The organism is Viridibacillus sp. NPDC096237 (assembly GCF_050278625.1).
Classification (GTDB): Bacteria; Bacillota; Bacilli; order Bacillales_A; family Planococcaceae; genus Viridibacillus.
Genome location: NZ_JBNNTI010000009.1, coordinates 49,285 through 72,863, shown reverse-complemented (window position 1 = coordinate 72,863; position 23,579 = coordinate 49,285). Strand labels below are relative to the sequence as shown.

Annotated in this window: 23 protein-coding genes and 1 other annotated feature; of the genes, 17 read left to right on the top strand and 6 right to left on the bottom strand. The window is 34.5% G+C overall.

All coding sequences use genetic code 11. From position 1 onward, the window contains the following. Positions 1-756: 756 nt before the first annotated feature. On the bottom strand, positions 757-1,209 hold the full coding sequence (locus ACQKMD_RS07755) for a hypothetical protein (RefSeq protein WP_427750892.1): 453 nt from the start codon (positions 1,207-1,209) through the stop codon (positions 757-759). A gap of 446 nt (positions 1,210-1,655) precedes the next feature. On the opposite strand from ACQKMD_RS07755, the gene ACQKMD_RS07750 reads away from it, so the two are divergent. Together ACQKMD_RS07750 and ACQKMD_RS07745 are read left to right on the top strand one after the other, a co-directional pair. Then, positions 1,656-3,890, top strand: coding sequence for a S8 family serine peptidase (locus tag ACQKMD_RS07750; RefSeq protein ID WP_427750891.1), 2,235 nt, complete (start codon positions 1,656-1,658; stop codon positions 3,888-3,890). A 169-nt stretch (positions 3,891-4,059) separates the two neighbouring features. Beyond that, complete coding sequence (locus tag ACQKMD_RS07745) at positions 4,060-4,803, top strand: hypothetical protein (RefSeq protein ID WP_427750889.1); 744 nt, start codon at positions 4,060-4,062, stop codon at positions 4,801-4,803. A gap of 188 nt (positions 4,804-4,991) precedes the next feature. On the opposite strand, the gene ACQKMD_RS07740 is transcribed toward ACQKMD_RS07745, so the two are convergent. Continuing rightward, positions 4,992-5,948: an alpha/beta hydrolase gene (locus ACQKMD_RS07740; protein WP_427750888.1), complete on the bottom strand. Its 957-nt coding sequence runs from the start codon at positions 5,946-5,948 to the stop codon at positions 4,992-4,994. Between the two features lie 195 nt (positions 5,949-6,143). Continuing rightward, positions 6,144-6,355: a binding site (T-box leader), on the top strand. 67 nt (positions 6,356-6,422) lie between these two features. Here ACQKMD_RS07740 and trpE point away from each other — a divergent pair. From trpE to ACQKMD_RS07700, 8 genes are all read left to right on the top strand, one after another. Then, complete coding sequence (gene trpE, locus ACQKMD_RS07735; protein ID WP_427750886.1) at positions 6,423-7,811, top strand: anthranilate synthase component I; 1,389 nt, start codon at positions 6,423-6,425, stop codon at positions 7,809-7,811. After that, positions 7,808-8,398, top strand: coding sequence for an anthranilate synthase component II (locus tag ACQKMD_RS07730; protein ID WP_427750884.1), 591 nt, complete (start codon positions 7,808-7,810; stop codon positions 8,396-8,398). The genes trpE and ACQKMD_RS07730 overlap by 4 nt, the downstream gene beginning before the upstream one ends. 206 nt (positions 8,399-8,604) lie before the next feature. Beyond that, positions 8,605-9,042: a hypothetical protein gene (locus ACQKMD_RS07725; RefSeq protein ID WP_427750882.1), complete on the top strand. Its 438-nt coding sequence runs from the start codon at positions 8,605-8,607 to the stop codon at positions 9,040-9,042. Positions 9,043-9,257: 215 nt separating this feature from the next. After that, on the top strand, positions 9,258-9,701 hold the full coding sequence (locus ACQKMD_RS07720; RefSeq protein ID WP_427750881.1) for a DUF1801 domain-containing protein: 444 nt from the start codon (positions 9,258-9,260) through the stop codon (positions 9,699-9,701). A 14-nt stretch (positions 9,702-9,715) separates the two neighbouring features. Then, positions 9,716-10,129 (top strand): GyrI-like domain-containing protein, encoded by a 414-nt coding sequence (locus ACQKMD_RS07715; protein WP_427750879.1) that lies wholly within the window; start codon positions 9,716-9,718, stop codon positions 10,127-10,129. A gap of 108 nt (positions 10,130-10,237) precedes the next feature. Further along, on the top strand, positions 10,238-10,879 hold the full coding sequence (locus tag ACQKMD_RS07710; protein ID WP_427750878.1) for a hypothetical protein: 642 nt from the start codon (positions 10,238-10,240) through the stop codon (positions 10,877-10,879). A 138-nt stretch (positions 10,880-11,017) separates the two neighbouring features. Continuing rightward, positions 11,018-11,839: an MBL fold metallo-hydrolase gene (locus ACQKMD_RS07705; protein WP_427750876.1), complete on the top strand. Its 822-nt coding sequence runs from the start codon at positions 11,018-11,020 to the stop codon at positions 11,837-11,839. Positions 11,840-12,039: 200 nt separating this feature from the next. Further along, a complete protein-coding gene (locus tag ACQKMD_RS07700) occupies positions 12,040-12,303 on the top strand; it encodes a hypothetical protein (protein WP_427750874.1) in 264 nt (87 codons plus the stop codon). Between the two features lie 1,363 nt (positions 12,304-13,666). On the opposite strand, the gene ACQKMD_RS07695 is transcribed toward ACQKMD_RS07700, so the two are convergent. Next, entirely contained in the window at positions 13,667-14,887 is a 1,221-nt protein-coding gene (locus ACQKMD_RS07695; RefSeq protein ID WP_427750872.1) for a glycosyl hydrolase family 18 protein, read from the bottom strand. A 319-nt stretch (positions 14,888-15,206) separates the two neighbouring features. Between ACQKMD_RS07695 and ACQKMD_RS07690 the strand changes: the two genes are divergently transcribed. The 7 genes from ACQKMD_RS07690 to ACQKMD_RS07660 all read left to right on the top strand — a co-directional run bounded on the left by ACQKMD_RS07690 (position 15,207) and on the right by ACQKMD_RS07660 (position 20,547). After that, positions 15,207-15,365 carry a YpzG family protein gene (locus ACQKMD_RS07690; protein WP_427750870.1) on the top strand — a complete coding sequence of 53 codons (159 nt, stop codon included), beginning with the start codon at positions 15,207-15,209 and terminating at the stop codon, positions 15,363-15,365. 186 nt (positions 15,366-15,551) lie between these two features. Next, a complete protein-coding gene (locus ACQKMD_RS07685) occupies positions 15,552-16,373 on the top strand; it encodes an ABC transporter permease (RefSeq protein WP_427750869.1) in 822 nt (273 codons plus the stop codon). Between the two features lie 4 nt (positions 16,374-16,377). Then, complete coding sequence (locus tag ACQKMD_RS07680) at positions 16,378-17,157, top strand: ABC transporter ATP-binding protein (protein ID WP_427750867.1); 780 nt, start codon at positions 16,378-16,380, stop codon at positions 17,155-17,157. A 20-nt stretch (positions 17,158-17,177) separates the two neighbouring features. Next, the gene (locus ACQKMD_RS07675; RefSeq protein WP_427750865.1) at positions 17,178-18,281 is read left to right on the top strand and encodes an ABC transporter substrate-binding protein; all 1,104 of its coding nucleotides are present in this window, start codon (positions 17,178-17,180) and stop codon (positions 18,279-18,281) included. A 238-nt stretch (positions 18,282-18,519) separates the two neighbouring features. After that, the gene (locus ACQKMD_RS07670) at positions 18,520-19,293 is read left to right on the top strand and encodes a methyltransferase domain-containing protein (RefSeq protein ID WP_427750863.1); all 774 of its coding nucleotides are present in this window, start codon (positions 18,520-18,522) and stop codon (positions 19,291-19,293) included. Positions 19,294-19,405: 112 nt separating this feature from the next. Further along, positions 19,406-19,738, top strand: a complete 333-nt coding sequence (locus ACQKMD_RS07665; protein ID WP_427750862.1) for a DUF3889 domain-containing protein — start codon at positions 19,406-19,408, stop codon at positions 19,736-19,738. A 437-nt stretch (positions 19,739-20,175) separates the two neighbouring features. After that, positions 20,176-20,547, top strand: coding sequence for an rRNA methyltransferase (locus tag ACQKMD_RS07660; RefSeq protein ID WP_427750860.1), 372 nt, complete (start codon positions 20,176-20,178; stop codon positions 20,545-20,547). Between the two features lie 767 nt (positions 20,548-21,314). Here ACQKMD_RS07660 and ACQKMD_RS07655 read toward each other — a convergent pair. The 3 genes from ACQKMD_RS07655 to ACQKMD_RS07645 form a co-directional block, all read right to left on the bottom strand. Further along, positions 21,315-21,428, bottom strand: a complete 114-nt coding sequence (locus ACQKMD_RS07655) for an NAD(P)H-binding protein (protein WP_427750858.1) — start codon at positions 21,426-21,428, stop codon at positions 21,315-21,317. Positions 21,429-21,891: 463 nt separating this feature from the next. After that, a complete protein-coding gene (locus ACQKMD_RS07650) occupies positions 21,892-22,398 on the bottom strand; it encodes a hypothetical protein (RefSeq protein WP_427750856.1) in 507 nt (168 codons plus the stop codon). Between the two features lie 226 nt (positions 22,399-22,624). After that, on the bottom strand, positions 22,625-23,551 hold the full coding sequence (locus ACQKMD_RS07645; RefSeq protein ID WP_427750854.1) for an LCP family protein: 927 nt from the start codon (positions 23,549-23,551) through the stop codon (positions 22,625-22,627). Positions 23,552-23,579 lie beyond the last annotated feature (28 nt).

Here is a 23,579-nt window from a genome sequence, read left to right as displayed (position 1 = left end):
TAATTGTGAATCGGATGGATGTTAATCTGGATTAGTCATTACTATTTTTGATGTCCACTAATACTTAACGTAAGATTTGGTTCGGTTGCTACACAGACCTCGTAAGCGAGAAATTGTACACTATATAAAACAGTAAAATAAATATCCGATCCCTTAGCGTACAAGGAATTGGATATTTTGTGTCTAAAATGTGTCCAAATGTATAATTTTCTTTTTTTGATATGGTGACCCCTAAGTACCAAAAAACGTTATTCTTTCTAAACAAGCAGCTTAGAACGGATAACGTTTTCTTATCTTAAAGAGCATATGCCGTCTGTAGTTCGGACATCTGGAGAATCGTATAGCTATGATAATTTAGCATTTTTATTGGCTGGCTATTGATAGAAAACGTAAGCGACCTTAGATTCGATTATATATGGAAAAGAATTTATTTAAGGGAAACGGCAAAAATGGCTAAAGAGTTCAATTATCCGATTCCCGAACCTTCTCTAGATTCTTTAGGTTCAACATTAAAGGTCGGAAATCTAGAGATTGAAATCTTAAAAATGATTAGAAAGTAAAAATTCTAGAAATTTTAAGCTTTAATATTTAGGATGTACTTATTATATATGGGGTAGCGAAAATTTTTAACCACCTTCTATAATCATGCGCTTTTAAACAAAAGCCTAATTTTTCATTACAATACCGAAAAATTAGGCTTTTTTATATTTCGATTTCCATAACATTGTAATACCGCATTTTCCTGACGTTACTCCATTAAGAAAAAGTAAGCAATTCTATCACTTTTTCTCTACCCACTGCACTAATAAGTAAAGGTATTCGAGGTCCACTACGTTCATTCATAACTAGCTGATAAATATTTTCAAATAAGTCTTTCTGGTATTCGCGCATTCTTTTTTTGTCATCCTGATGGCAGATAGCATATATTTTAGTCATTAGAGAATCGCCCATTAAATCAGGTTCACATGAGAGTAACTCAGCAAATTCCGTTAATTTTTCTCTTTGACCTTTATTTAGATTATTGTAGTACAAAGTATTTTTCGCATGATTAATATTTACTAAGCGATTAGGGTTCCAATATTTAATCCAATGTGCTACTCTGTCGCTAATACTTTTTACCTCTTCAATTGTATAATCTTCACCCGATTGACTTAAAGATGTTTGTAATAGAGTATCGTTAAATCTAATGAGAGAGAAAATACTTGCCACTTGGTTAAAGCTAGGTTGTCTTGTTATTTTATTTGTTCCCAGTAAATCTAAGGAACTTACAACATCTTCAGCTTTTAGAACCCCTCGTGCATAAGAAGATTGATACCGTTATTGTTATTGATAATAGCAAATATTCTTTTTATTTCAACCCAAATATAGGGATAAATTTAAAATATCAGAATAATATTTGTGTTCTCTTTTAATTCTTCTTCAACCATGAAGCAGGATTTTGATAGTGACTCAGTATAGCGTTAATCTACCCAATAGTTCAAGTTGAATACATCTAAAAGATGAATTTTAATATATTTAATTAGATATTAGAATTAAATATACAAATATATGTAAACTAAAATTATATTAGATTTGTGAAAGTCTTTTAAGTAGAATAAAATATACATATTGTTAAGTTTTATGCTATAAAAATAAAGAAAGGGGGTCTCATAACAGTGAAGAAACCTTTATGGAAAAATATTAGTATTTCATGTCTTGCTCTAACAGCTTTATGGACCTTATCTGATAACCATCAATCCGCTTACGCTGAAGAAAATACAATCAATGCGTTGATCTCATATAAAAATGAAGAAGGTAAGCAGAAAGTGTTAGGTGACGCGGAAGATGTCAATGAAGTACTGCACAATGTAGAAATGGTTGAGGCATCTTTAACAGAGCAACAATTGGCTGAATTGAAAAAGGACCCGAACATTGAATTTATTGATACAAAAGAAGCTCCAATGACTTTAGCTGATTTGGATATGCCATTTGAACCGAAACTAGTACCTACTTGGAATCTTAGTTTAATAAATACTCCAGTAGCATGGAGAAACGGTATTTTTGGCAATAAAATTAAGGTGGCGGTCATTGATACAGGAATAAACTTAATTGATGATTTACCGAATATTGCTGGCCGTATATCCTTTGTAAGGGATTTGCCAGAAACAGTTATAAAAGAATCAGACAATGTGGATCGCGGAGGTATAAGAGAGAATGGCCATGGTACATCAGTAGCTGCAGTCATTGGGGCAAGAGTAGGTGGGTATCTAAAAGACAATAAAACTAGTGACATTATTGGTGTTGCACCAAATGTCCAACTTTATTCTTTGAAATATGCGGACGGTACAACAAGCGGAACTACTACTGAAATCGTCAAATCAATTGATTGGGCAATTGCAAACAAAATGGACATTATTAATATTTCATCTGGTTTATACATCGATGTACCTGCACTTAGAAATGCTGTTCAAAAAGCTTATAATGCAGGTATTCTGATTGTTGCTTCTGCAGGTAATGATGGCAATCATAGAAATGTTACGTATCCAGCAAGGTATAGTCAAGTTATTGCTGTATCAGCAATCAGTGCTAAGCAAAAGATAAGTTATTTCTCTAATACAGGTTCATCTATGAATCTTACTGCTCCTGGAGAGGCTATACCAACGGTTAATAAAGATGGTAAATTGATTTATGCTAGTGGCACTTCCTATGCAGCCCCACACGTTACAGGCATTCTAGCTTTATTAAAACAGCAATATCCATTTTTATCAGCGAAAGAATTACGCGCTAAATTAGATGAAACGGCAACGGCAATAGATCTTGGTATAGCAGGTGTAGATAATTTATATGGCAAAGGGCTAGTTCAATACCCACAAGCTGAAGATTCCGTCATTGAAGATTTGGTTGATCCTCAAATAGAAAAAGTAACCGATCATACAGCGACTGTCAGCTTTTCATTACCAAATGATATGAATGCCGAAAAGGTAGCTATTTTTTTAGATGATAAACTTATAAAATCAACAACTTCAAGCAAATATTCAATCAAAAAATTACAGTCCTCAAAAGACTATAAAATTACTTTAAAAGTAGTGAGTCAGGATGGAAGAGCATCTAATGGCACTGATCTTCAAGTGCGCACGTTAAAAGATATTACGCCACCTGCAGAAGTGACAAAACTAGTAGCTTCATCAATTCAAATAAATGCGGTAACAGTTAATTGGAAAAAGCCATCAACGGAAGACTTTAAACAGTCCAATATATATGTAAATAATAAAAAAGTTGCAACGACTAAAGATTCTACATATACCATACGTAATCTGAACCCTAATCAAACGTATAAAATTGAAGTGAAAACAGAAGACGAGGCTAAGAATATTTCACAAGGGGTAGCACTTACTATTCCAACACCTGCAAAGAAAGTTTTACACTCACCTTCAGTAAAAAAAGTATCTGATCGTACAACAAATATTAGTGGTACTGCCAAAGCAAATACTACCTTATTAATTTATAAAGGAAACAAAAAAATAGCTCAAGCTTCAGTCCAATCAAATGGTATCTATACGGCTGCTATTAAAAAACAAGTAGCCCATAGTCAACTATCCGTCTATATTACAGACAAACAAGGCAATACCAGCCCAGTAAAAAGATTGACAGTAATAGATAAAACGGCACCAACAAAGCCAAAAGTCAATAAAGTAACTAGTGATTCGACAATCATAACTGGTACTGCTGAACCGTTTGCAACGATACGAATGGTTAATGGAAAAGTCATATTAGCGAAAACCAAAGTAAAATCTTCTGGTAAATTTACTTTGAAAGTTAAGAAGTTAAAGAGAAATTCAACTATTTCTTTTTACGCTATAGATCAAGCTAATAATCAAAGTAAAAGTACTTTAGTTAAAGTCCAACCATAGTAAACTGTGTGCTTCTATATTGGTCTCTCATACTCTTAAACCGCTTCTTTTAGTGGTTAAAAATATAAGGGTAGGGGAGTAAATGTGGGGGTACAATTTTTGTTGAATATATGGACTAGTGAGGTTTATAATAAATGTAAATAAAACCATTACATGGAAGGTGGTATATATGAAGGAGAAAACATTTCAACAAACGGTTGGATTTAGCATTAAAGACACAGTAGCACTATATTGGCTATACAAAACACAACAAACGGAATGTTATTCTGTAGAAATACATAAAACCTTTCAAAATGACTTCCCTGGACGTCCTGTTGGCTATGAATATGTAGCACGTATTGCTAAACAACTAGAAGCAGCTGGTGCTTTAAAAGTACGCCAAGAACAAAAACGGCTATTCTATCATGCTACTGAACTAGGTATTGAACGATTGCGCAGATACGAAAAACTCTATTTCCAGCAATTCCATGAAATCGTACTCGTATTGGATCGTTTTTATTATGCCTTAACAAAAAACGGGGAAATACCAGCAGCACCTAACCATCCGCTTCCTGAAGAATTTCGTGCTTATTTTTCGAAACTTATATCAGTAAAAGATATTGTACGTTATTTGGCACTTAAACTAAGTCAAACAAGATCGTCATTTTATATGGCAGAAGTAGGTCAACAACTTGAGGATGTATTTGGTTGGGCACCTTCAAATGGCTATTTATATCAAATTGCTCGTGAGATGGAAGAAACAGATTTGCTCATTGGTTATTGGCCAGATGAAAGACGAACTGTACGGAAATTAAAAGGAACAGACGCTGGGACGGCATTTTATGATGTCATTGCTAAATCTTTAGAAGAGCGAATAACGACTACAAGGCATTATTTACGTTATATCTTGGCATTTTTTACTGTGAAATCGTAGCATTCAAATCATATTTTACGAAGAAAGCCTAATTTCGGATTACAATACCGAAATTAGGCTTTTATTACGTCATTTTATCATTTGTAAGAGGTTTAAAAAACTCTAATACTATGAGGCATTATAAAATTTTCTCTTCTTAATGTAAAAAAACCTGGGAGCACTTACTCCCAGGTCAAAGTTTCTCTATACTAATCAATATATTTGTTCACAAATCCCCAGACCGTATTCCAATACTTCTCTGGATCTACTTTTTCAGCTTCACCGTGACCTGCACCGGGAATAATTAATTTTTCTTTTTCAACATTTGCCGCATTATAAACGTCATCTAGCATTTCATAAGGGACAAATGTATCTTTATCGCCATGGATAAATAGTATAGGTGTTTTACTCTTCGCCACTTGTTTGACGGCAGAGGCTTCAGTTAAATCGTATCCTGCACGAAATTTCGTTACGGTGTTAGCCGCGTTCATAACAGGGAATTTTGGTAAATTAAACAAGTCATCAAGCTGATATGTAAATACATCCATAACAGATGAATAACCACAATCTTCAACAATTACTTTGACATTGGAAGGTAATTTCTCGCCAGAGGTCATCATGACAGTGGCTCCACCCATGGAAATTCCGAATAAGACAATTTCAGCTTTTGGATCTTTATCAGTAATTGTCTTGATCCATAAAAGCATGTCTTTTCGATCATCCCAACCCATGCCGATGTAATCACCTTCGCTTTCTCCATGTCCGCGAAGATCAGGTGCTAACACATTGTATCCTTTTTCATAAAAATTGCGGATCCATCGAACCATTAGAGTGTTATTCGAAGTATACCCATGATTGACAATAACCCATTTATGATCCGAATTGTTGTTTTCATATAAATGTCCTTTTAATGTTAAATTATCCGAAGAAACAATACTTGTTGTAATAGGAGAATGTTTTTTCGAAAAGGTAACATCCGCTAATTCACTTGTTTTTGCTACTTCGGCTGAAACTGCTTTCGATTTAGCTAAATGCGGATTACCGGTTAAAAATTCTTTTTCCGTATTAGCATTTAATGCAAAATTGTAAAAGTAATTACCGACTAAGCCGTAAGCAATGACTAATATGACGATAATTACTGATGAAATAATACTGAATTTTTTCATAAGACACTTCCTTTATACTAAACTATTAAAATTTTATAGTTCAAAGTATAGCATATGTTGTTATTTGAAATAGTTTTATAAGATGCCTTTAAGCTATTTTATTGCCATGAGAGGTCCCTCTAAATTAATGATTGAATTATAAAACACTTCTCTTTATAATAAATGTAAGTAACATTTTTACACACAATTGTATAACAGAACTCGTAGATAAGGATTAGTACATAAGGAATGCGCGGATAGAGAGTCGGGTTTGGTGGAAACCGATACGTAGCAACTATTGGAATGGACCTTTGAGTGACTGCTTGAAAGTTGAGTATGGCAGTTCGATTAGCGAATCGTTATATCGCATATAGTGGTAGCGTTTTTTGCTGCAATTGAGGTGGTACCGCGGAATTTCCGCCCTCCATAGAGAATAGTCTCTATGGAGGGCTTTTTGTGTTACTTGAGATGAGCTGAGAAAAGGAGTTTGAGCAAATGACAGTTAAGGCGAGAGAGTATGAGATGGTAACACTTCAAGGGGATATGATGACACCGATTTCCATTTATCAAGCAGTGAGAGGTCGAAAGAAAATGCTTTTTGAATCGTCAGCTAAGCATGAAGAAAGTGGTCGGTATTCATTTATTGCCTTGAATCCAATCGCGGAGTTAAAGAGTAGGGAAAACGGTACAGTAATATTTCAAAAAGGGCAGCAGAGTGAAATACAACGTTCTCCAATTGACGTTTTAAAAGAAATGCTGCCATTAAATACGGAAGACTATCCATTCGCATTTTTTGGTGGAGCAATAGGTTATATCGGTTACGAAACCGCCTTTTATTTTGAAAAAATCGGTAACTCTTTGCAAGATGAGCTAGACATGCCGAATATGCATATGCTTCTTTACGATACATTTATTATTTATGATCATTTACAACAAACGGTGTCAATTGTTGCGATTGATTTGTTTAATAGTGATCGTAGTCCTGAAGATATGAAGGGAAGTATTCAAGAGATTGTATCAAGCCTACAAATGACGACTCTGTCACAGCCTGAAGTTGAAGAAGATACTTTAGTATTTAAATCATCAATGGATGAAAAGTCGTATTGTGATATGGTCAAAACAGCTCAGGAACATATTAAGCAAGGTGATATCTTCCAAGTTGTACTTTCACAACGTTTTTCATCGCCATTTTCAGGCAATCCATTTTCTTTATATAGGAAATTACGTACATCTAACCCTTCACCATATATGTTTTATATGGATTTTGAAGACTATATCATTTTAGGTACTTCACCAGAAAGTTTAGTCAAGGTTAAGAAAAGACTTGTTACCACGAATCCGATTGCCGGAACGCGTCCTCGTGGTAAAACAGCTAAAGAAGACGCTGCTCTTTCCAAAGGTTTACTTGAAGATGAAAAGGAGATTGCCGAACATCGTATGTTAGTCGATCTCGGACGCAATGATATCGGTAAACTATCCAAAATTGGCTCAGTGAAGCTACCAAAGTATATGGCTATTGAATACTACAAATATGTCATGCATATCGTTTCTGAAGTGACTGGCGAGTTAAAAGATGATATTCATGTGTTAGATGTATTAGCAACTTGCTTACCCGCTGGTACTGTGTCAGGCGCACCTAAAATTCGTGCAATGCAAATTATTAATGAGTTAGAAACGACGAAACGAGGCGTATATGCGGGTGCAGTAGGCTATATCTCAGTTTCAGGTGATATGGATATGGCATTAGCTATTCGTACAATGGTCGTACGAAATGGGAAAGCCCACGTGCAAGCTGGGGCTGGCATAGTTTATAACTCAATTGCGGAAAGTGAATACGTGGAAACGCTAAATAAAGCCAAAGCGCTTTTGGAGGTGCGAAAATGATCCTACTAATCGATAATTATGACTCATTCACATACAATTTATATCAACAAGTAAGCGCCTTAGGGAAAGAAGTTCAAGTCGTGCGAAATGACGCGCTGACAATATCTGATATCCGTAATAAGCGACCAGAGGCCATTATCATTTCTCCAGGACCAGGTACGCCTTCAGAAGCAGGTATTTCTGTACAGATTGTGCAAGAACTTTATAAAGAATTCCCGATCCTCGGCATTTGCCTTGGTCACCAATCAATTGCTGAAGCTTTTGGAGCTACAATTGTTCAAGCGAAGAACATCATGCACGGTAAATTATCTATGATTACCTACGAGCGAATAGGCTTATTCTCAGCCATTCAAGAACCGCTCTCTGTCATGCGGTATCATTCACTCGTGATTGAGCATAAAACATTACCACAAGCGTTTAAAGTGACTGCACTGGCCGCAGATGACCATGAGATAATGGCCATTCAACATGAAAAATATCCTGTCTATGGTCTGCAATTTCATCCAGAATCCATCGGTACTCCTAAAGGAGATAGCATGATTCAAGCGTTTATTGAATCTTATAGCATCGTTCAAAACGAATATTAATTATTAAAAGCCCAATTCTACCTAAATATAAGGGGAGAATTGGGCTTTGTTTTTAGTTCAAGTTCGATGTACTTCATTTTATGTTCTTTACAAATATTAAATCTTCTCTCATTACTGTATCGTATAAAATTTATTTCACTGAATGATTGGGAAAATATATATAAATACCTTGAAGTTGGAATAAAATTAAGGGATGGGGGGATTTGATGAAAGTAAATAAGAGAGTCTTTGTCATAGCTTTATCATTACTAATTGTATTATTCTTATGTTTTATCTTCTTTAACTCTATACGTAAAGATACTTTTAAAAGTGAGTTTTGGGATGATGTAGATGTTGAAGCAATAAGTCAAATTGAGCTAATAAGAGGATCGGATAGTAAGCAAATACTCTTTTCTAAAGCAAATGAGATTAAAGCATTTGTAGATACTATTTCGGAGGCGCGAATAGAACAAGTGAAAGCAAGTGAAACTAAAATAGAAGAATCATATTGGATTACTGTATGGATAGATGGGGAAAGAAAGTTCGGATTACGCATTGATAATCACATCTTGTCTGTGTTTAATTATGAGGGTGGTAAAAACAACTATAACCTTTATGAATTTAAAGATAAATCTATTTTTAAATACATTGAAAATCTATTTTAAGAAACAAGAACATCCTTATTCTTTGTGTTAAATAAACTTTAAGGATGTTTGAAGTTACCTATAATGCACAAAATCTAGCAGTGCGGAATATATTATGCCATCCTCAATTAAGTAATAAAATAATTTTATCCACTAACATCAAATTAATAAAAAGAAATTAGTTGTTTGTATTTTCAATTTTATTGCGTATAATAATTGGAAAAGGAGGGCTGTCGTTGGAAATATCAGATTATATTGAACAAGTTGATGAAAACAGGCGTGATGCGTTTCGAAAACTATTCGAAACGGTACAAGAAAATTTACCACCAGGCTTTGAAGCAGTAATGCAGTATACAATGCCGAACTTCGTAGTACCGAAGTCAATATATCCTAATGGCTATCACTGCAGTCCTGAAGAGCCACTACCATTCATAGGAGTAGCTGCTCAAAAGAATCATCTCACATTGTATCACATGGGGATCTATGCAAAGCCAGATTTACTAGAGTGGTTTATCGCAGAATATCCGAAACATATGACTACTAAGCTCAATATGGGCAAAAGTTGCATAAGGTTTTCGAATGCTAAAAAGATACCGTATGCATTAATTGCTGAGCTTGTTAGTAAAATGACAGTAGAAGATTGGATTGGATGTTACGAAAAGCAACTTACAAAAGCATAGAAGGGATGTTTTGAATGCAAACACGTATTGAGAAAATTGATGGACTTGTTGTGAAAGGTTTGAGTATTCATCATGGTAAAACATCAGATATTCCTGAGAAATGGGAGGAACTTGCGAATGTCCTTGAAGGCTATAACGTATCGCAGGATATATCATATGGTGTTTGTATTCAAATGAGTGAGGACGGCTTAGATTACGTCGCAGGTATTGACGATCATCTACTACCAGATGAAATTACAGCAGTGACTGTAAAGATTCCCGAAGGTCGTTACTTAGTTGGTAAAGTTGCAGGTGGAATCGGCCAGATTCAAGAGACATTCAGAAAATTATTCAGCAATCAGGAAGTTACACATCGTCCATCTATGAGTTTTGAAAAATATATCGGACAAGATGTACATGATATAGAAGTTTGGGTGCCAATCGTTTAAAAGTCAGACGTAGAGTATAACACTCTACGTCTATTTTTAAGTGATTTTGTGTATATATCAAAAGCTTTATTTTTAAAATTAATGTACAATAAGCTCGAGGTGACGGGTTTGTATTATTTAAGATTAGTTTTACTGTATTTATTTTTAGCGATAATCGGTTTCGTACTTGCTTGGTTTAATGCTCCTACATGGGTCATAGTTGTCGTCTTTATAGTTGCTGTGGCTGCCGTGATTTATAATAATGTACTGGTTATGTACTTATCTAAAGATGCGAAGAAAATTGAACGAGCCATGCGTAATCAACGTAGAAATCCACTTTTCGCACATGTTCTTGCAGTAAAAGAAGGCACGCTAGAGGATGAAATGAAAGAGATAGATCGTATCATAGCGAAATATAAGCAACCAGATCTTCGTAATAGCTTTGAATTTTTACGTAGTTATCGACTTGGGCAATATGAAAATGCGATTAAATTTGCTAAGGAAATTAAAAGAGAACCCTCTAGAAGCTACCATTTATCACTTGCTGACGTTTTACAAAAAAATTATAAGAAAGCACGCTCTTATAGTTTTGACCAAGCATGGATGGCACATGCTGTAGAAGCAGAAATTGCACTGCAATTGAGAAATCTAGAAAATTATAAAAAGCATATGCAACTAGCAATAGATGAATCAAAGGGAATGCAGCTTCTATTAAATCAAGCAACATTTGAAAAAGAGCTAAAAGCATTTAAAGTCGGCGGGAAAAAATAATATTTGTGCAATTGAATTTTAATGAAGCAGGGTAGCCACCCTGCTTTTTTATTTTCTTAAATATATAATCCAATTGCGTGTTTATAGTTTTAATTTTCTGATAAAATATAAGGGATAGTACATAAAGGAGAGAATACAATGGTGAAACTAGAACAATCAATAGATGTTTCAAAACATAATGATGTACAACTGGCGAATAGTACAATTGCACTTGGGCCGGTGAAAATGAATGTGTTTAGTTTTGCAGTAGACGGAGTATTGATTGATACAGGCGCACAATCATTGTTTCCTTCATTTCGTTCTTTTTTCGAACAAGCTGATTTTGAGCAAGTGATGCTTACGCATTTCCATGAGGATCATATTGGCTGTGCGGCATGGATAAAAGTACAGCGTGATATCCCTTTTTATATTCATAAAGACTCCGTTGAGCGCTGTAGTAAAGACTATATTTATCCAAAATATCGTCAGTTCTTTTGGGGTCAAAGCGAGCCATTTCAAGCCAAAGCAATCGGAGAGACGTTCCAATCAAAAAATGCGACTTGGGATGTAATTACTACACCTGGACATACTCAAGATCATTTAGCCTTCCTAAACAAGGAAACTGGTGCATTGTTTACTGGTGATTTGTTTATTCAGGCAAAAACAAAAGTGATTTTAGCAGAAGAAAATATCGTCGATACATTGCAGTCATTACGTAAATTATTAACCTATCATTTTAAAGATATGTATTGCTGTCACGCAGGTTATATAGAAGATGGTCATAAGCAAATAAAGAACAAGATCGAGCATTTAGAAGAATTACAATCGAAAATTATTGACTTGCATAAGAATGGATTGTCAGTTGAAGAAATAACAACTCAGCTTTTTCCAAGAACTTATCCTATTGTTAAAACATCTGGAGGTGAATGGTCAGCCATTCATATTGTAAGAGGGTTTGTCGAGGGAAGCGGGCAAAGGTAATGTTAAGACGCTCGGAAGCAACGATTTATGTGCTCTGATTTTTTAGTTAATATTTCGTCTTACTCTTGTTATCATTAAGCCTCTTTGTAAATATGGATAAAGATACTGCAATACCTTCAGTTTTTAACGATTATTAAATTTAGCTAAATCCGTGTTCCTTTACGAAAATAACGAAAATACGGAGTAACGAGCTGTGAAAGTTGATTATTAGAAACACGAATCATAAACCTCAATATGATTGTGGAGTTGCAATACAAGGCGGGGACAGAGGACTTGTTGGAACAAGAGAAGGAACTTATATTACTGCTTTCGTAGAACCATTTCCGAAAAATCCTAACACTTTCATTCGTGGGGAAGATAAAACCGTTGCAGAAGCGGAAACTAAATCTTGGGAAAAATATCAGCGGATTATAAATTGTTCAAAACTCGCCTTTGAGCGTAGAGGTTATAAAAATGGTGCTTAAAAGAGTTTTTTAGAAATACTAAAAATCTTGTAGCGATTGAAACATCACCAGTAACGATAGATCAAGTAAAGCAAATACTACTAGCTGGTGAAACTGGTGATACCTCCTAATATAAATTCGTTTAAGTTTCACTATTGCGAGTTCTTTTATCACTAGCTAAAGTCAACAGTATGCTTCCAGAGCCAATAGAGAAAACCGCGAAACTAATTACATTAAACATGAATAATACAAAACTCAGAATTAAAATGAATATTCTCCAACTAAACACAAATTTTTTTCGAATATTATCCCTCCTCAATACATACTATATATATTTCTCAAATCTTAAATATATTACTAGGAATAGAAATTTTTCCATATTTTATTTAATATAATAAGTGTTTTGTTTTATATATTTACATAAATATCTGTTTTAATAGCAAACTTCGCCTCACATTAACGGCTCGTACTTGAACAGGTTCATCATTCATATACATGGAACACTGGGGCTATAAGAGTATATTTATAGGATGATAAGTCTTGATAATGTATTGAACTTGTTATCCTTTTTACGAGGTCTTTCACTTATTGGCAAAGATTATTTAATAACTGTAAATTTATTCTTTTCATTTTTTCTGTCCTCAACATCCGAAATTACTTCGCTAATTCCTTCAATACGGTTTGCTATTCCTAACTGTATACTTATTAGATTGTTCATGATAACCTAGAAATCACCATTTTGGACCTATGCAAAAATATTATAGAAGGTTCTGGAATCAGTCTAGCCTAACAAAACAATTACTCAATAAAATGGGTGGCTCTATAAAGGTTTCAAGCGAGCTAGGAAAAGGAAATGCGTTTACTGTATCTTAAACCTTGTGAATACATCTAAGGTGTCTGTATTGGATAAATAAGTTAGGTAGAATAAACGACAACATAAAAAGCAGCCTGGGAAGAAAGAAATCCCGCGCTGCTTTTGTATTATTAAGATGAATTTGTATTAAAGTATTTTCTACACCTTAATTAATATTAATAAATTCAACATGCCAACCCTACATGGTTAATGACATTCTTTCCTAGTTCTTCTTGTGTATCCGCTTCCGCATATCCATCATCCTGATGTGTCGGCTCATGATGGTAGCAAGATGGAAATTTTAACCAAGTAAAATTAAATAAAAAAAAGATTGAAGCAATTAGCCTCAAAAACAAACTTTTCCATGCATTATCTTGCATTGTAGAAACAAATGCAAATAAACTCAATTCCTTGATAATACTATCTTTAAAGCATTAATTTTAATTTCCTCTTGTACCCTTCCTGTATTTTGATTTTTAATTTCATATAAAAATTTTATAATTAATATTTTTATTACGGTCGCTAGTCTATTTAAATAACAGTTCTTTTACTCAAAAAATGCCGCACTAAATAAGGCGATTGAGGGAATGCTAGGCCTAATTGCCATATGCCTATTCCTTTTAATCGGTAATCTACGACCATTTGAAGCTTTAGTGCACGAGATCTTGAATCTTCAAACCAAATAATATGCCGATTGCCTAATGCGTCCCAATACTCAAAGTGGGCTTGCTGGTAGTGATTAGAGTATTGAATCGGTACTTGATTTGTCATTGCGGTATTCACCGCATCACCTACAGAAATGGCGCTAGCACTAATGACAGAACCATCTCCAGCCATAGTCCAGTCATATCCGTAATTTGGAACACCTAAAATAATTTTATTGGCACTCATATGATTTTTGGCATATTGAATTGTTTGCCGCACCTCATTTTCCGGTGCTACAGGGCCGGGTTCACCACCTCCATGATGAAAATCATAGGCCATCAAAAAGACGAAATCAGCAGCCTCACCAATACCTTTATAATCATAACCTTTTGTCCATGGAGTGGTATCATCCGTCTTAGCCTGTAATGCAACAGACGTAGTATAACCTTCTGGACTTAAACGATCTCTCACCATTCGGATAAAAGTCACATAATTAGCTGCATCATAATCCTTCAGCAATTCAAAATCGATATTGACGCCCGCAAAATTATTATTTTTTACTATGTTATAAATATTATTCACTGCTTGCTGTCTTATAGTCGGATTACTAATAATACTTCTTGCTACAGCTGAACTAAAACCTGTTTCCGTTAAATTTGATATAACAGCAATTGGCGCTACTTGATTTTGCCGACTTAATGTATTAATGCTGTGAAGGTACAATGGACTTAATGTACCGTCATTTGATATATGATATTCAAAGACACCATAATAAGAATTACTATCTGAAAATTGATTAATCAATTCTATATCTTTTGTTGGTGTTGTTGGAGTTAAATAGCTGAAATTTGCAGCCCTATATTTCTTTCTAGGTGGCAAATATATACGCATACCTACGGACAAATTATTCGAATGCAAGCCATTATAAAGTTTAATCGTTTCAACAGGCACTAAAGCCATTTGGCCAATTTTATATAAGGAATCTCCAGGTTGGACAATATAAACATCTGTTGGAATCAGCAAATCTTGCCCCGGTACTATATTTGGTATTTTCAATCCATTTGTAATCCGGATGCTATCCATATTTACTTGATACTTTGATGCCACGGAAAATAAAGAATCTCCCGCTTTCACTACATATATAAACAATGATTCACCTCAGTTTAAATGTATTTAACCCTTTATTATATGCATGTACTGATTAAAGTGTTAAGCAATCAAATATAGATGGCTAGAATAAAAATTATTGGCCATATCGAATAATACTAATACTATAGGATGAGTTATATCACTTAAGGGATTTTATGTATTCATCAACACATAATGGATAAAATTCACAATCAACAATCGGTATAATAATACATAAGCAAGCTATACTATTTACGATTTCACTTATAAATCCAACATGACTAGGAGGCGGAACACGATGAGTAGGCCGGAACACTTAGATCCAAAATCTCAACAAATCCACCACAACTGGACAAGGGATAAGCGTCAAAAATCTCAAGTGAATGGACAAACGGAGGTAACTCTGCATAACAAACTCTTGAGAACTGCAGCGAAATCACGACAGTCTCAGTTATAACAATCATGAAGGTATAAGTGCTATCTAGCCCGGAAAATTATTTCCGGGTTTTTTGTGTTTAAAATGATGTTCCTCATTAGCCTCATAATTAAGGTTTTAGCCACTGAGCGCTTTATCTTTTCTAATAGGCTGCTGACACACTTCGAGGGCAAAGTACATATCATTTGTATGAAGAGGTGGTGAAGAATGAGGGACGATAAAATGACTAAAAACCACAATCCTGTCGAAGTTGAACAACAGGAATGGAAGAAGAGACAATTGAAAGAACGTATGAAGCAGATGCTTACAATCGCTTCACCTATTTTTCTCTTGCTGTTATGGGAGTTCTTATCCCAAACCAATTTGCTTGATGCACGTTTCTTCCCACCGCCATCTGAAATCGTAAGTACATTCTATTCCTTGGCAATGAGTGGTGAATTATTTAACCATATTGGCATTTCCCTTTATCGAATTATTGCAGGTTTTTTACTTGGGGTTATTCCAGGCGTTGTCATTGGACTATTAATGGGGCTGTATTCGCCAATTAGACACTTCATCTCACCGATTGTGATGGCACTCATGCCTATACCTACTCTCGCTTTGTTACCGATTATTATTATTTTATTTGGAATCGGGGACTTCTCTAAAGTTGTTACGATTGCTGGTAGCGTCTTTTTCCCAGTCGTCATCAATACAACAGCAGGGGTCATTAATATCGACTCTATCTATTTAGATGTCGCCAAAAATTACGGAGCAAGTTCTAAGGATTTTTTCCTAAAAATTGCTTTCCCTGGGGCATTGCCGGTAATGATGGAGGGGATTCAAATGGGGCAGGCAATTGCGCTCTTAACGATTGTTGCAGCTGAAATGATGGGAGCAACATCAGGTATAGGTTATCTAATATGGACCTCTTATAAAGCCTTTATGCTAAAAGAGATGTTCGTTGGGCTTATACTCATTTCATTTTTCGGCTACTTGTTTTCACTTTTACTAAGGGCGTTACAGAAGAAGATTTTATCTTGGAGGTGAAGCAGTGGAAGACAAAACTAAAATTTCAATTCAAGATATGACGAAAGTTTTCTACAAAAAAAATAGTAATGTCACTGCTTTGGACCATATTTCTCTGAATATTTCAGAAGGTGAATTTGTTTGTCTTGTTGGTCCGAGTGGCTGCGGGAAAACAACGTTACTACGTATTTTAGCTGGACTCGAAACAACGAGTGTAGGTGATTTTAATATTGCCGAGGGAGAAGAAAATCGACCTCTTCAATCGATGGTTTTTCAAGAACGAGGAGTTATTCCTTGGCTAACCGTTGAGGAGAACGTTGCATTTGGTCTAAAAATGAGACATTTGCCAGCTGAATTGATAGAAGAGCGTACATCTTACTATTTGGAAAAAGTCGGTCTAGAAAAGTTTTCAACGCTTTATCCAAAAGAACTTTCTGGAGGAATGAAACAACGTGTAAGTATTGCACGTGCTTTTGCTAATGATCCAGAAATTTTACTAATGGATGAACCATTTGCTGCACTTGATGAACAAAACAAATTTATACTGCAAGAAGAGCTATTGTCTATTTGGGAAGAAACAAAGAAAACAGTGCTATTTATTACGCATAGTATTGATGAAGCATTGCTACTGAGCGACCGAATACTATTAATGAGCTCGCAACCTGGGAGAATCATAAAAGAGATTCAAAATGATTTGCCAAGGCCGAGAAATATAGAACAAATTAGAGCGAACCATCGTACAGCAGGACATTTTTTAGACATTTGGAAGCATCTGCAAGAAGAAGTTCAAAAATCAAGAAAGTAATTAGTAAAAGGGGGCAAGACATGCTCAAGTGGTTAAAGTTAGGCTTATTTATACCCTTTCTTATCCTTGCAATGTTCATTGCTGGGTGTTCAGATAAAGAAACAGGGAGTAAGGAAACTTCAGGAACAAAACACAAAAATGAAGTTAGTAAAGATAATCCGTCTGGAGATTTAGCACCATTAAGTAAAAAGACTAAAGTAGTTATTGCTGAAGACGGAGCGGCATCTGGAGCAGGTTTTTATATCGCAAAAGAGAAAGGTTACTTCAAGGATTATAATATTGAAGTAGAATTTGCTCAATTTGCAAATAGTGATGACATGTTACCTGCACTTGCAGCGGGTGAAGTAGATATTGCAGGAGGAATATCAACAGCCTCTTTCTTTAATGCAATTGCACAGGGTATCGACGTTAAAATTATTGCAGATAAAGGGCATAACGTACCTGGAAAATCCTATTTCTCATTTGTTATCGGTAACCATATGAAGGATAAGATTAAAGATTACTCAGATTTTAAAGGTAAAAAGATTGCTGTCTCTGCAAAAAACTCAATTGATGGATACATCTATCAAAGAATGCTTGAACATGCAGGATTAACTGATAAGGATGTAAAATTTACACTAATGAATGACTTCGGTAGCATGTTAGGAGCCCTCGAAAACGGTTCAATTGATGCTGCACTTAGTATTGAACCATTAATCGCCCAAGGCATCGAAAAAGGGATACTAACACGCTTTGGTGATACAACAGACTATGCGCCAGATTCACAAATTGCATTAGTATTAGCATCTCCTAAATTCATGAGTAAAGAACAAAATGTTTCACTGCGCTTCATGCTTGCATATTTAAAAGGTGTTCGAGACTATAATGATGCGTTTATCAAAGGGGAAGATAAAGACCAAATCATCGACATCATGACAAAACATACAGCATTAAAAGATGCGAAGTTATGGGGAAAAGTATTTGTAACCGGGCTTGATCCAGACGGTAAAATGCGTATCGATGATATTCATGCACAATACGATATGTACAAAGCAAACGGAGCAACACAAGGGAAATTCGACTTCAACAAAGCAATTGACACGTCAATTACAGAAAAAGCCGTCAAAATTTTAGGCGAATATTGATTTTCTACTGATAGATTGGTTTAATTGCAAGGATTCCCGTCTATAACGCAAAAAATTCATGTTATGGGCGTCTATATAAATTAAAGCCACTTTCAGCTATCAAAGGTGAGAGCGGCTTTCTTATATTTGTCTTCCTTTGATGCGCTAAGCAAAAACTGCTTTTAATTACCAATTCATATATAATTAAATGAAGTCGTATACTTGACAGTAAATTTATGAACTTATAGGAGTTGATTTCATGGCAGACTGGAATTCACAACAGTATTTAAAGTATGAAAATGAACGTACACAACCTGCAATAGATTTACTAAATCGCATTCATATAAACAAACCAAAACGTATACTTGATGTAGGGTGTGGTCCGGGAAATAGTACCAAAATTCTAGCAGAACGCTACCCAGAGGCATACGTACTTGGAATTGATAGCTCAGAGCATATGGTAGCGAAAGCTAAACAAACGAACCCGGCCATTAATTTTCAAACATTTGATGCAAGTGGGGATTTATCTCCTTTAGGAAATGACTTTGACATTGTTTTCTCTAATGCATGTATTCAATGGATTCCAAATCATGATAAACTTTTACCAAACTTGATACAGTTATTAATTCCAGGTGGTTTGTTGGCTGTTCAAATGCCTATAAGCGACAAAGAACCTTTTAGACAAATTATTAAAGAAGTGAGCCAACAACCAAGGTGGCAGCTTGATTTCTCAATCCTAGGTAAAGAAAATGCACTTTCGCCAGAGGAATATTACGATCTTCTTTCAGCCAATTCGTCAGCATTTTCAATATGGCAAACAACGTACTTTCATACTATGCATAGTCATCAAGATATCATTGAATGGAGCAAAGGGACACGCTTACGCCCTTATCTAGAAGCTTTACCTACTGATCTTCAACCTTTATTTGAAGAAACGATCTATGAACAAGTGAAAGCTTCCTATCCAGTACAACAAAACAATCATATTATTTTTAAGTTTCCTAGATTATTTTTCACTGCAATAGCAAAATGAGGATTTTCACGAAAAATGAATGAGGGATATAGTGGGGTTTAAAAAAAAGCTTACTCAGTATAGAATGTTTTTTAGCAAATTACTCATCCTAAAATAAGAGGAGATGAGATCAATGATGCGAAAAACATTTATTGCACTTGGACTTATTATTACAGTAAGTTCGGCATTAATACATACCCCAACTATTACTCATGCACAACATGAAATTCAAGCATATGGTAAGTGGGGCAAACTTGCTCTAAAAGTAACACAATCAAAGTATCCCAATGCAAATATTATTGATTACCTACATGAAGGAATCGAATCTAAAGAGGATGCAACTATTGAAAAATTTAAGTTGTGGTTAAAAGATGGTAAAAAAGAATTTGGTGTTTTTGTAAGAATTAAGTATATTACCGATACTGAAAAAGTGGTTAATATTGAAATTCAAGAAACTACTAGGTAGGCCATCATGTGGATTTGAAATAAAATAATGTTTGATATTTTATAATAAAGTTCGATAAAAATCAACTCTGAAGAATGGGTCTTAAACTAGATTAGTTTAAGAAAATGTTATAATTAACTAAAAATTTACTGGTAATATATGATATCTATATGGTAAATAGATTTATTTTTCAGCAATAATTTCATTCTGAATTATGCTCTTTTTCATCACTAAGAACAAATGTTCTACTTACGTAAAAAGGGCATAATCCTCATAAAAACAATGCAATTTAATCTAATATAGTGTAAAAATACATTATTTGAACAGAGTATTATCCATTTTTTGAAAAAATCTCCGTATAGTAATAAGAACGTGTATATTGCATATAAGAACGTTCGTTTGTATACTAGGGGAAAGGGCACTTTTTAATAAGAATAAGCTAGGAGTTGGTGTTTTTTATGTGGAAATTATCAAATGGGAAATTGATTCAAGCAACAGATAAAGCTCGTATTAAATTTCGTACGAATATAAGTGCTGCGGTTTTGGAGAAACTAAAAATAATGGCTGATGATTATGATACTCATGTCAATTACTTGTTGGAGTCAGGTGTACAAGCAGTATTAGATCAAAATACAATCGTCTATGATAAAGCAACTCGTCCAACAGATCGAGTGCAATATAAGACAACATATGATGCAAATCTTTTACAAGCACTAAAAGCATTCGCTAAACAGCATCAAGTATATATAAATGATGTCATTGAATACAGCGTACAATACATAGATCTAGAAGATGTAAAAAATGCGAGTTATAAACATAGAGTAGAGTGATGGAAATTCACTTTTACTCCATCCTGTAAAACGCCCCGAACATAATATACATTATAGGAAGTTACGTTTCATTTCATAAGTATACTTGTAATAATGAGATATTTTAGAGATTTAATTTGAAATGGCATATGGTTGTTGAGTATTTAACTCACTTATTAATCCGTTTGAACTACTCAATTATCCATTTGACCCATTCAGCGTATCATTTAATCCATTCACGAAGTTATTTAATCTACTGACGATCAATGGATCACTTTCGCTTTGCTAGCAAACAATCCATTAAATTGGGATTACCAATATGCTCCTTTTCCCAAACAGCTTATGATCTAACAAATAATTTTGTTTCTTCACGTGGCTTTTCAGAATTTTACAGGAATGTTGCGTAACAACAAGGAAAATTATCAGCATGATTTAAACAAAAATTTTCGTTTCTTCGTTTAGTTTGTATTTGAATATCTCTCAATATCCATACCGTCTTTTTTAAGGCCTGTTACATGCGTATGTAGCGCTTCATTGTAAAAAACATAACATTTCCCTACCCTCTTAGGTAAAACCGCTTAATAAAGCTCATTTAACCATACTAACGATAACTATAATTTCATAAGTCTTTTTAAAAGTATTTATAGAAAAAGCATGTTTTGAAAAAAATGATCAAAACACGCTTTATTGAAATTATATCTGGTGTGAAGTTCTATCGGTATTTTTAAAGATTGTACTAATAATTGGTTACTTCTCCTTTTACCATTTTTAAATTGCTGTGCACAATATCAATCTTCGTTGGGTTTTCGAACAAAAGCTGTTACGGAATGCCCTTGTTTCAATGCCTGAGAAATCAGCTCACGACCTGTTCTTCCAGTTGCTCCAAAAATAATAATGTTCATACATTTCACTCCTTTATATTTTTCTACGAAGTTACTACAACTACGGGTTTACAGCTTGGGAAATGAAATCACCTGTATAACTATTACACATCCGCTAGTCTTCTAAATTGAAGATTTATCGTAAGATTCTATAGTAAGAAATTCAATATTTTAGAAAGGTCGTTTAACTTTGAAAATCAGCCATTTTTTGGATTAAAATAATAATAGTCCATGTTACTTTCTTCGTTAAATGAAATGATATACTCATATGTAAAAAAATCAATTTTATCAGAGGCGTTTATGTTTTTATTATGTTCAACACCTATTTAATGGCTTAATAATGGGAAAGAAAATCAAGACGAATATATGAACCTCATAAACCGTACACCTTTATTTCTAAACAATCAACAGCCCTATATGGAAATACAGGGCTGTTGATTAAACTTTTTATTTTTGAATATAGTTATTCGCAGCTCATTCTGATTTAAATTAATATAAACCGTACCAACCCTATTATAGCGAAACAAAACAGTACTGTACCCGCTCCGATACCGGTTATAGCGCTATTTGCTACGTTAAGCTTTTTAGAAAGAAATAAAGAAATGATTGAGACTGCGACAAGGAGCGTTGCTAGAAGATATAAACTGGAGTCTTGGAAGATGCTTTTTAACCAGATAAAATGAATACCAACGATAAAGGCAATCCAAGGGGCAACATAGTCTTTTGTCTTATATTTAATCAATAAGAAAGCACCGGTTCCTGCTATGAAGAATTCGACATACACAAAGATTAAGTAATTCTTGAAAACACCCGCTTCCGACAAAGCGCTCGATTCATTCCAATTAGTCACGCTTAAATAGATACCGAGTAAACCGACTAACAGCGAGAGTACAGAAGCAATGCCGAGATACTTTCTCCAGCTTTCTCTAGGTTTTTCTTGTGCCCAGCCAAACCAACATGATCCAAATACACCAAAAATCGCAATGTACATTGCATAGTCCCTTAAATCTACGCAAATCCCCTTTCTTTTTTTAAAATCTTGAATTATTAGCGCTATAAAGAAAGATAAGTTGTATTTATTTATATTGTTTACTAAATGGAGTTATGACCCTTTTATAGAAGTACTAATGAATCTTTAGATATTTCACTTCCAGAAGAATATACAAAAATCCCGTATTCCACAAAGAATACGGGATTTTATTAGATGTCTTCAATTTTTATTTTAATAAAAGATGATCTTTTAATGTTTGTTTAATTCCACTTAGTTCAGTTTCGTCAGGGTAAAAGTACCATACCCCCGCTTCTTTTCCTCCATTACCATCTTTAAATTGAATTTGTTCAATGTTTTTATTTAATGATTTATATTGTTTCTGAATACTTAACAGTTCTTTTAACGTAAAATTCGTTTTAATATTTTCACCTAATTTACCAAGAATATCATCTATTTTTAATAACGACGATAGATTTGTTCCTTTATCTAAAATGGCTTGAATGAGTTGCTTTTGTCTAATTTGACGTCCAAAGTCACCTCTTGGGTCTTCATAACGAATACGCGAGAATATTAGCGCTTCCTGACCGTTTAGCTCAATCTCGCCTTTCGGGAAATGGTATTTTTTATAAGTTAAATCCATATCATTTACAACTGTGACACCATTTAGCGTATTGATTATATCTTTAAAGCCTTCCATGTTTACCTTTACATAATAATCAATCGGCATATCTAAAAAGTGTTCAACAGTTGCAATGGACATCTCTGCTCCGCCTCTAGCATAGGCATGATTAATTTTCTCTACTGTTCCATTTCCTACGATCTCAGTTTTTGTATCGCGAGGAATACTTAACATTTTCACCGATTTCTCTTTTGGATTAACTGTTAGCACGATCATGGTATCTGATCTACCTGAATCATTAGCTCTTTCATCTACCCCCAGCATCAAAACAGAGAAAGGATCTTGCTTTTGCATGGATATATCATTTTCTCTCTTCTCAGTTTTATCTATAGGATGATGCATATTATCCAGAGCGGAATTGAAAGACTTATATATACTAAATGCATAGCCACCTACCCCTAATCCCATTAGCAGTACAATACTAAGTACAATCTGATATTTCTTTTGTTTATACCATTTTTTTTCTTCTTTCATCTTCATTCTCCTAATCTTTCTGATATAT

Bases quoted from the DNA above. Each gene is read 5' to 3' on its own strand.
- ACQKMD_RS07705 (WP_427750876.1), top strand. From the start codon at position 11,018: ATGGTGAAACTAGAACAATCAATAGATGTTTCAAAACATAATGATGTA.
- ACQKMD_RS07670 (WP_427750863.1), top strand. From the start codon at position 18,520: ATGGCAGACTGGAATTCACAACAGTATTTAAAGTATGAAAATGAACGT.
- ACQKMD_RS07740 (WP_427750888.1), bottom strand. From the start codon at position 5,948: ATGAAAAAATTCAGTATTATTTCATCAGTAATTATCGTCATATTAGTC.
- trpE (WP_427750886.1), top strand. From the start codon at position 6,423: ATGACAGTTAAGGCGAGAGAGTATGAGATGGTAACACTTCAAGGGGAT.
- ACQKMD_RS07690 (WP_427750870.1), top strand. From the start codon at position 15,207: ATGAGTAGGCCGGAACACTTAGATCCAAAATCTCAACAAATCCACCAC.
- ACQKMD_RS07660 (WP_427750860.1), top strand. From the start codon at position 20,176: ATGTGGAAATTATCAAATGGGAAATTGATTCAAGCAACAGATAAAGCT.
- ACQKMD_RS07730 (WP_427750884.1), top strand. From the start codon at position 7,808: ATGATCCTACTAATCGATAATTATGACTCATTCACATACAATTTATAT.
- ACQKMD_RS07685 (WP_427750869.1), top strand. From the start codon at position 15,552: ATGAGGGACGATAAAATGACTAAAAACCACAATCCTGTCGAAGTTGAA.
- ACQKMD_RS07665 (WP_427750862.1), top strand. From the start codon at position 19,406: ATGATGCGAAAAACATTTATTGCACTTGGACTTATTATTACAGTAAGT.
- ACQKMD_RS07715 (WP_427750879.1), top strand. From the start codon at position 9,716: ATGCAAACACGTATTGAGAAAATTGATGGACTTGTTGTGAAAGGTTTG.
- ACQKMD_RS07675 (WP_427750865.1), top strand. From the start codon at position 17,178: ATGCTCAAGTGGTTAAAGTTAGGCTTATTTATACCCTTTCTTATCCTT.
- ACQKMD_RS07645 (WP_427750854.1), bottom strand. From the start codon at position 23,551: ATGAAAGAAGAAAAAAAATGGTATAAACAAAAGAAATATCAGATTGTA.
- ACQKMD_RS07655 (WP_427750858.1), bottom strand. From the start codon at position 21,428: ATGAACATTATTATTTTTGGAGCAACTGGAAGAACAGGTCGTGAGCTG.
- ACQKMD_RS07650 (WP_427750856.1), bottom strand. From the start codon at position 22,398: ATGTACATTGCGATTTTTGGTGTATTTGGATCATGTTGGTTTGGCTGG.
- ACQKMD_RS07745 (WP_427750889.1), top strand. From the start codon at position 4,060: ATGAAGGAGAAAACATTTCAACAAACGGTTGGATTTAGCATTAAAGAC.
- ACQKMD_RS07725 (WP_427750882.1), top strand. From the start codon at position 8,605: ATGAAAGTAAATAAGAGAGTCTTTGTCATAGCTTTATCATTACTAATT.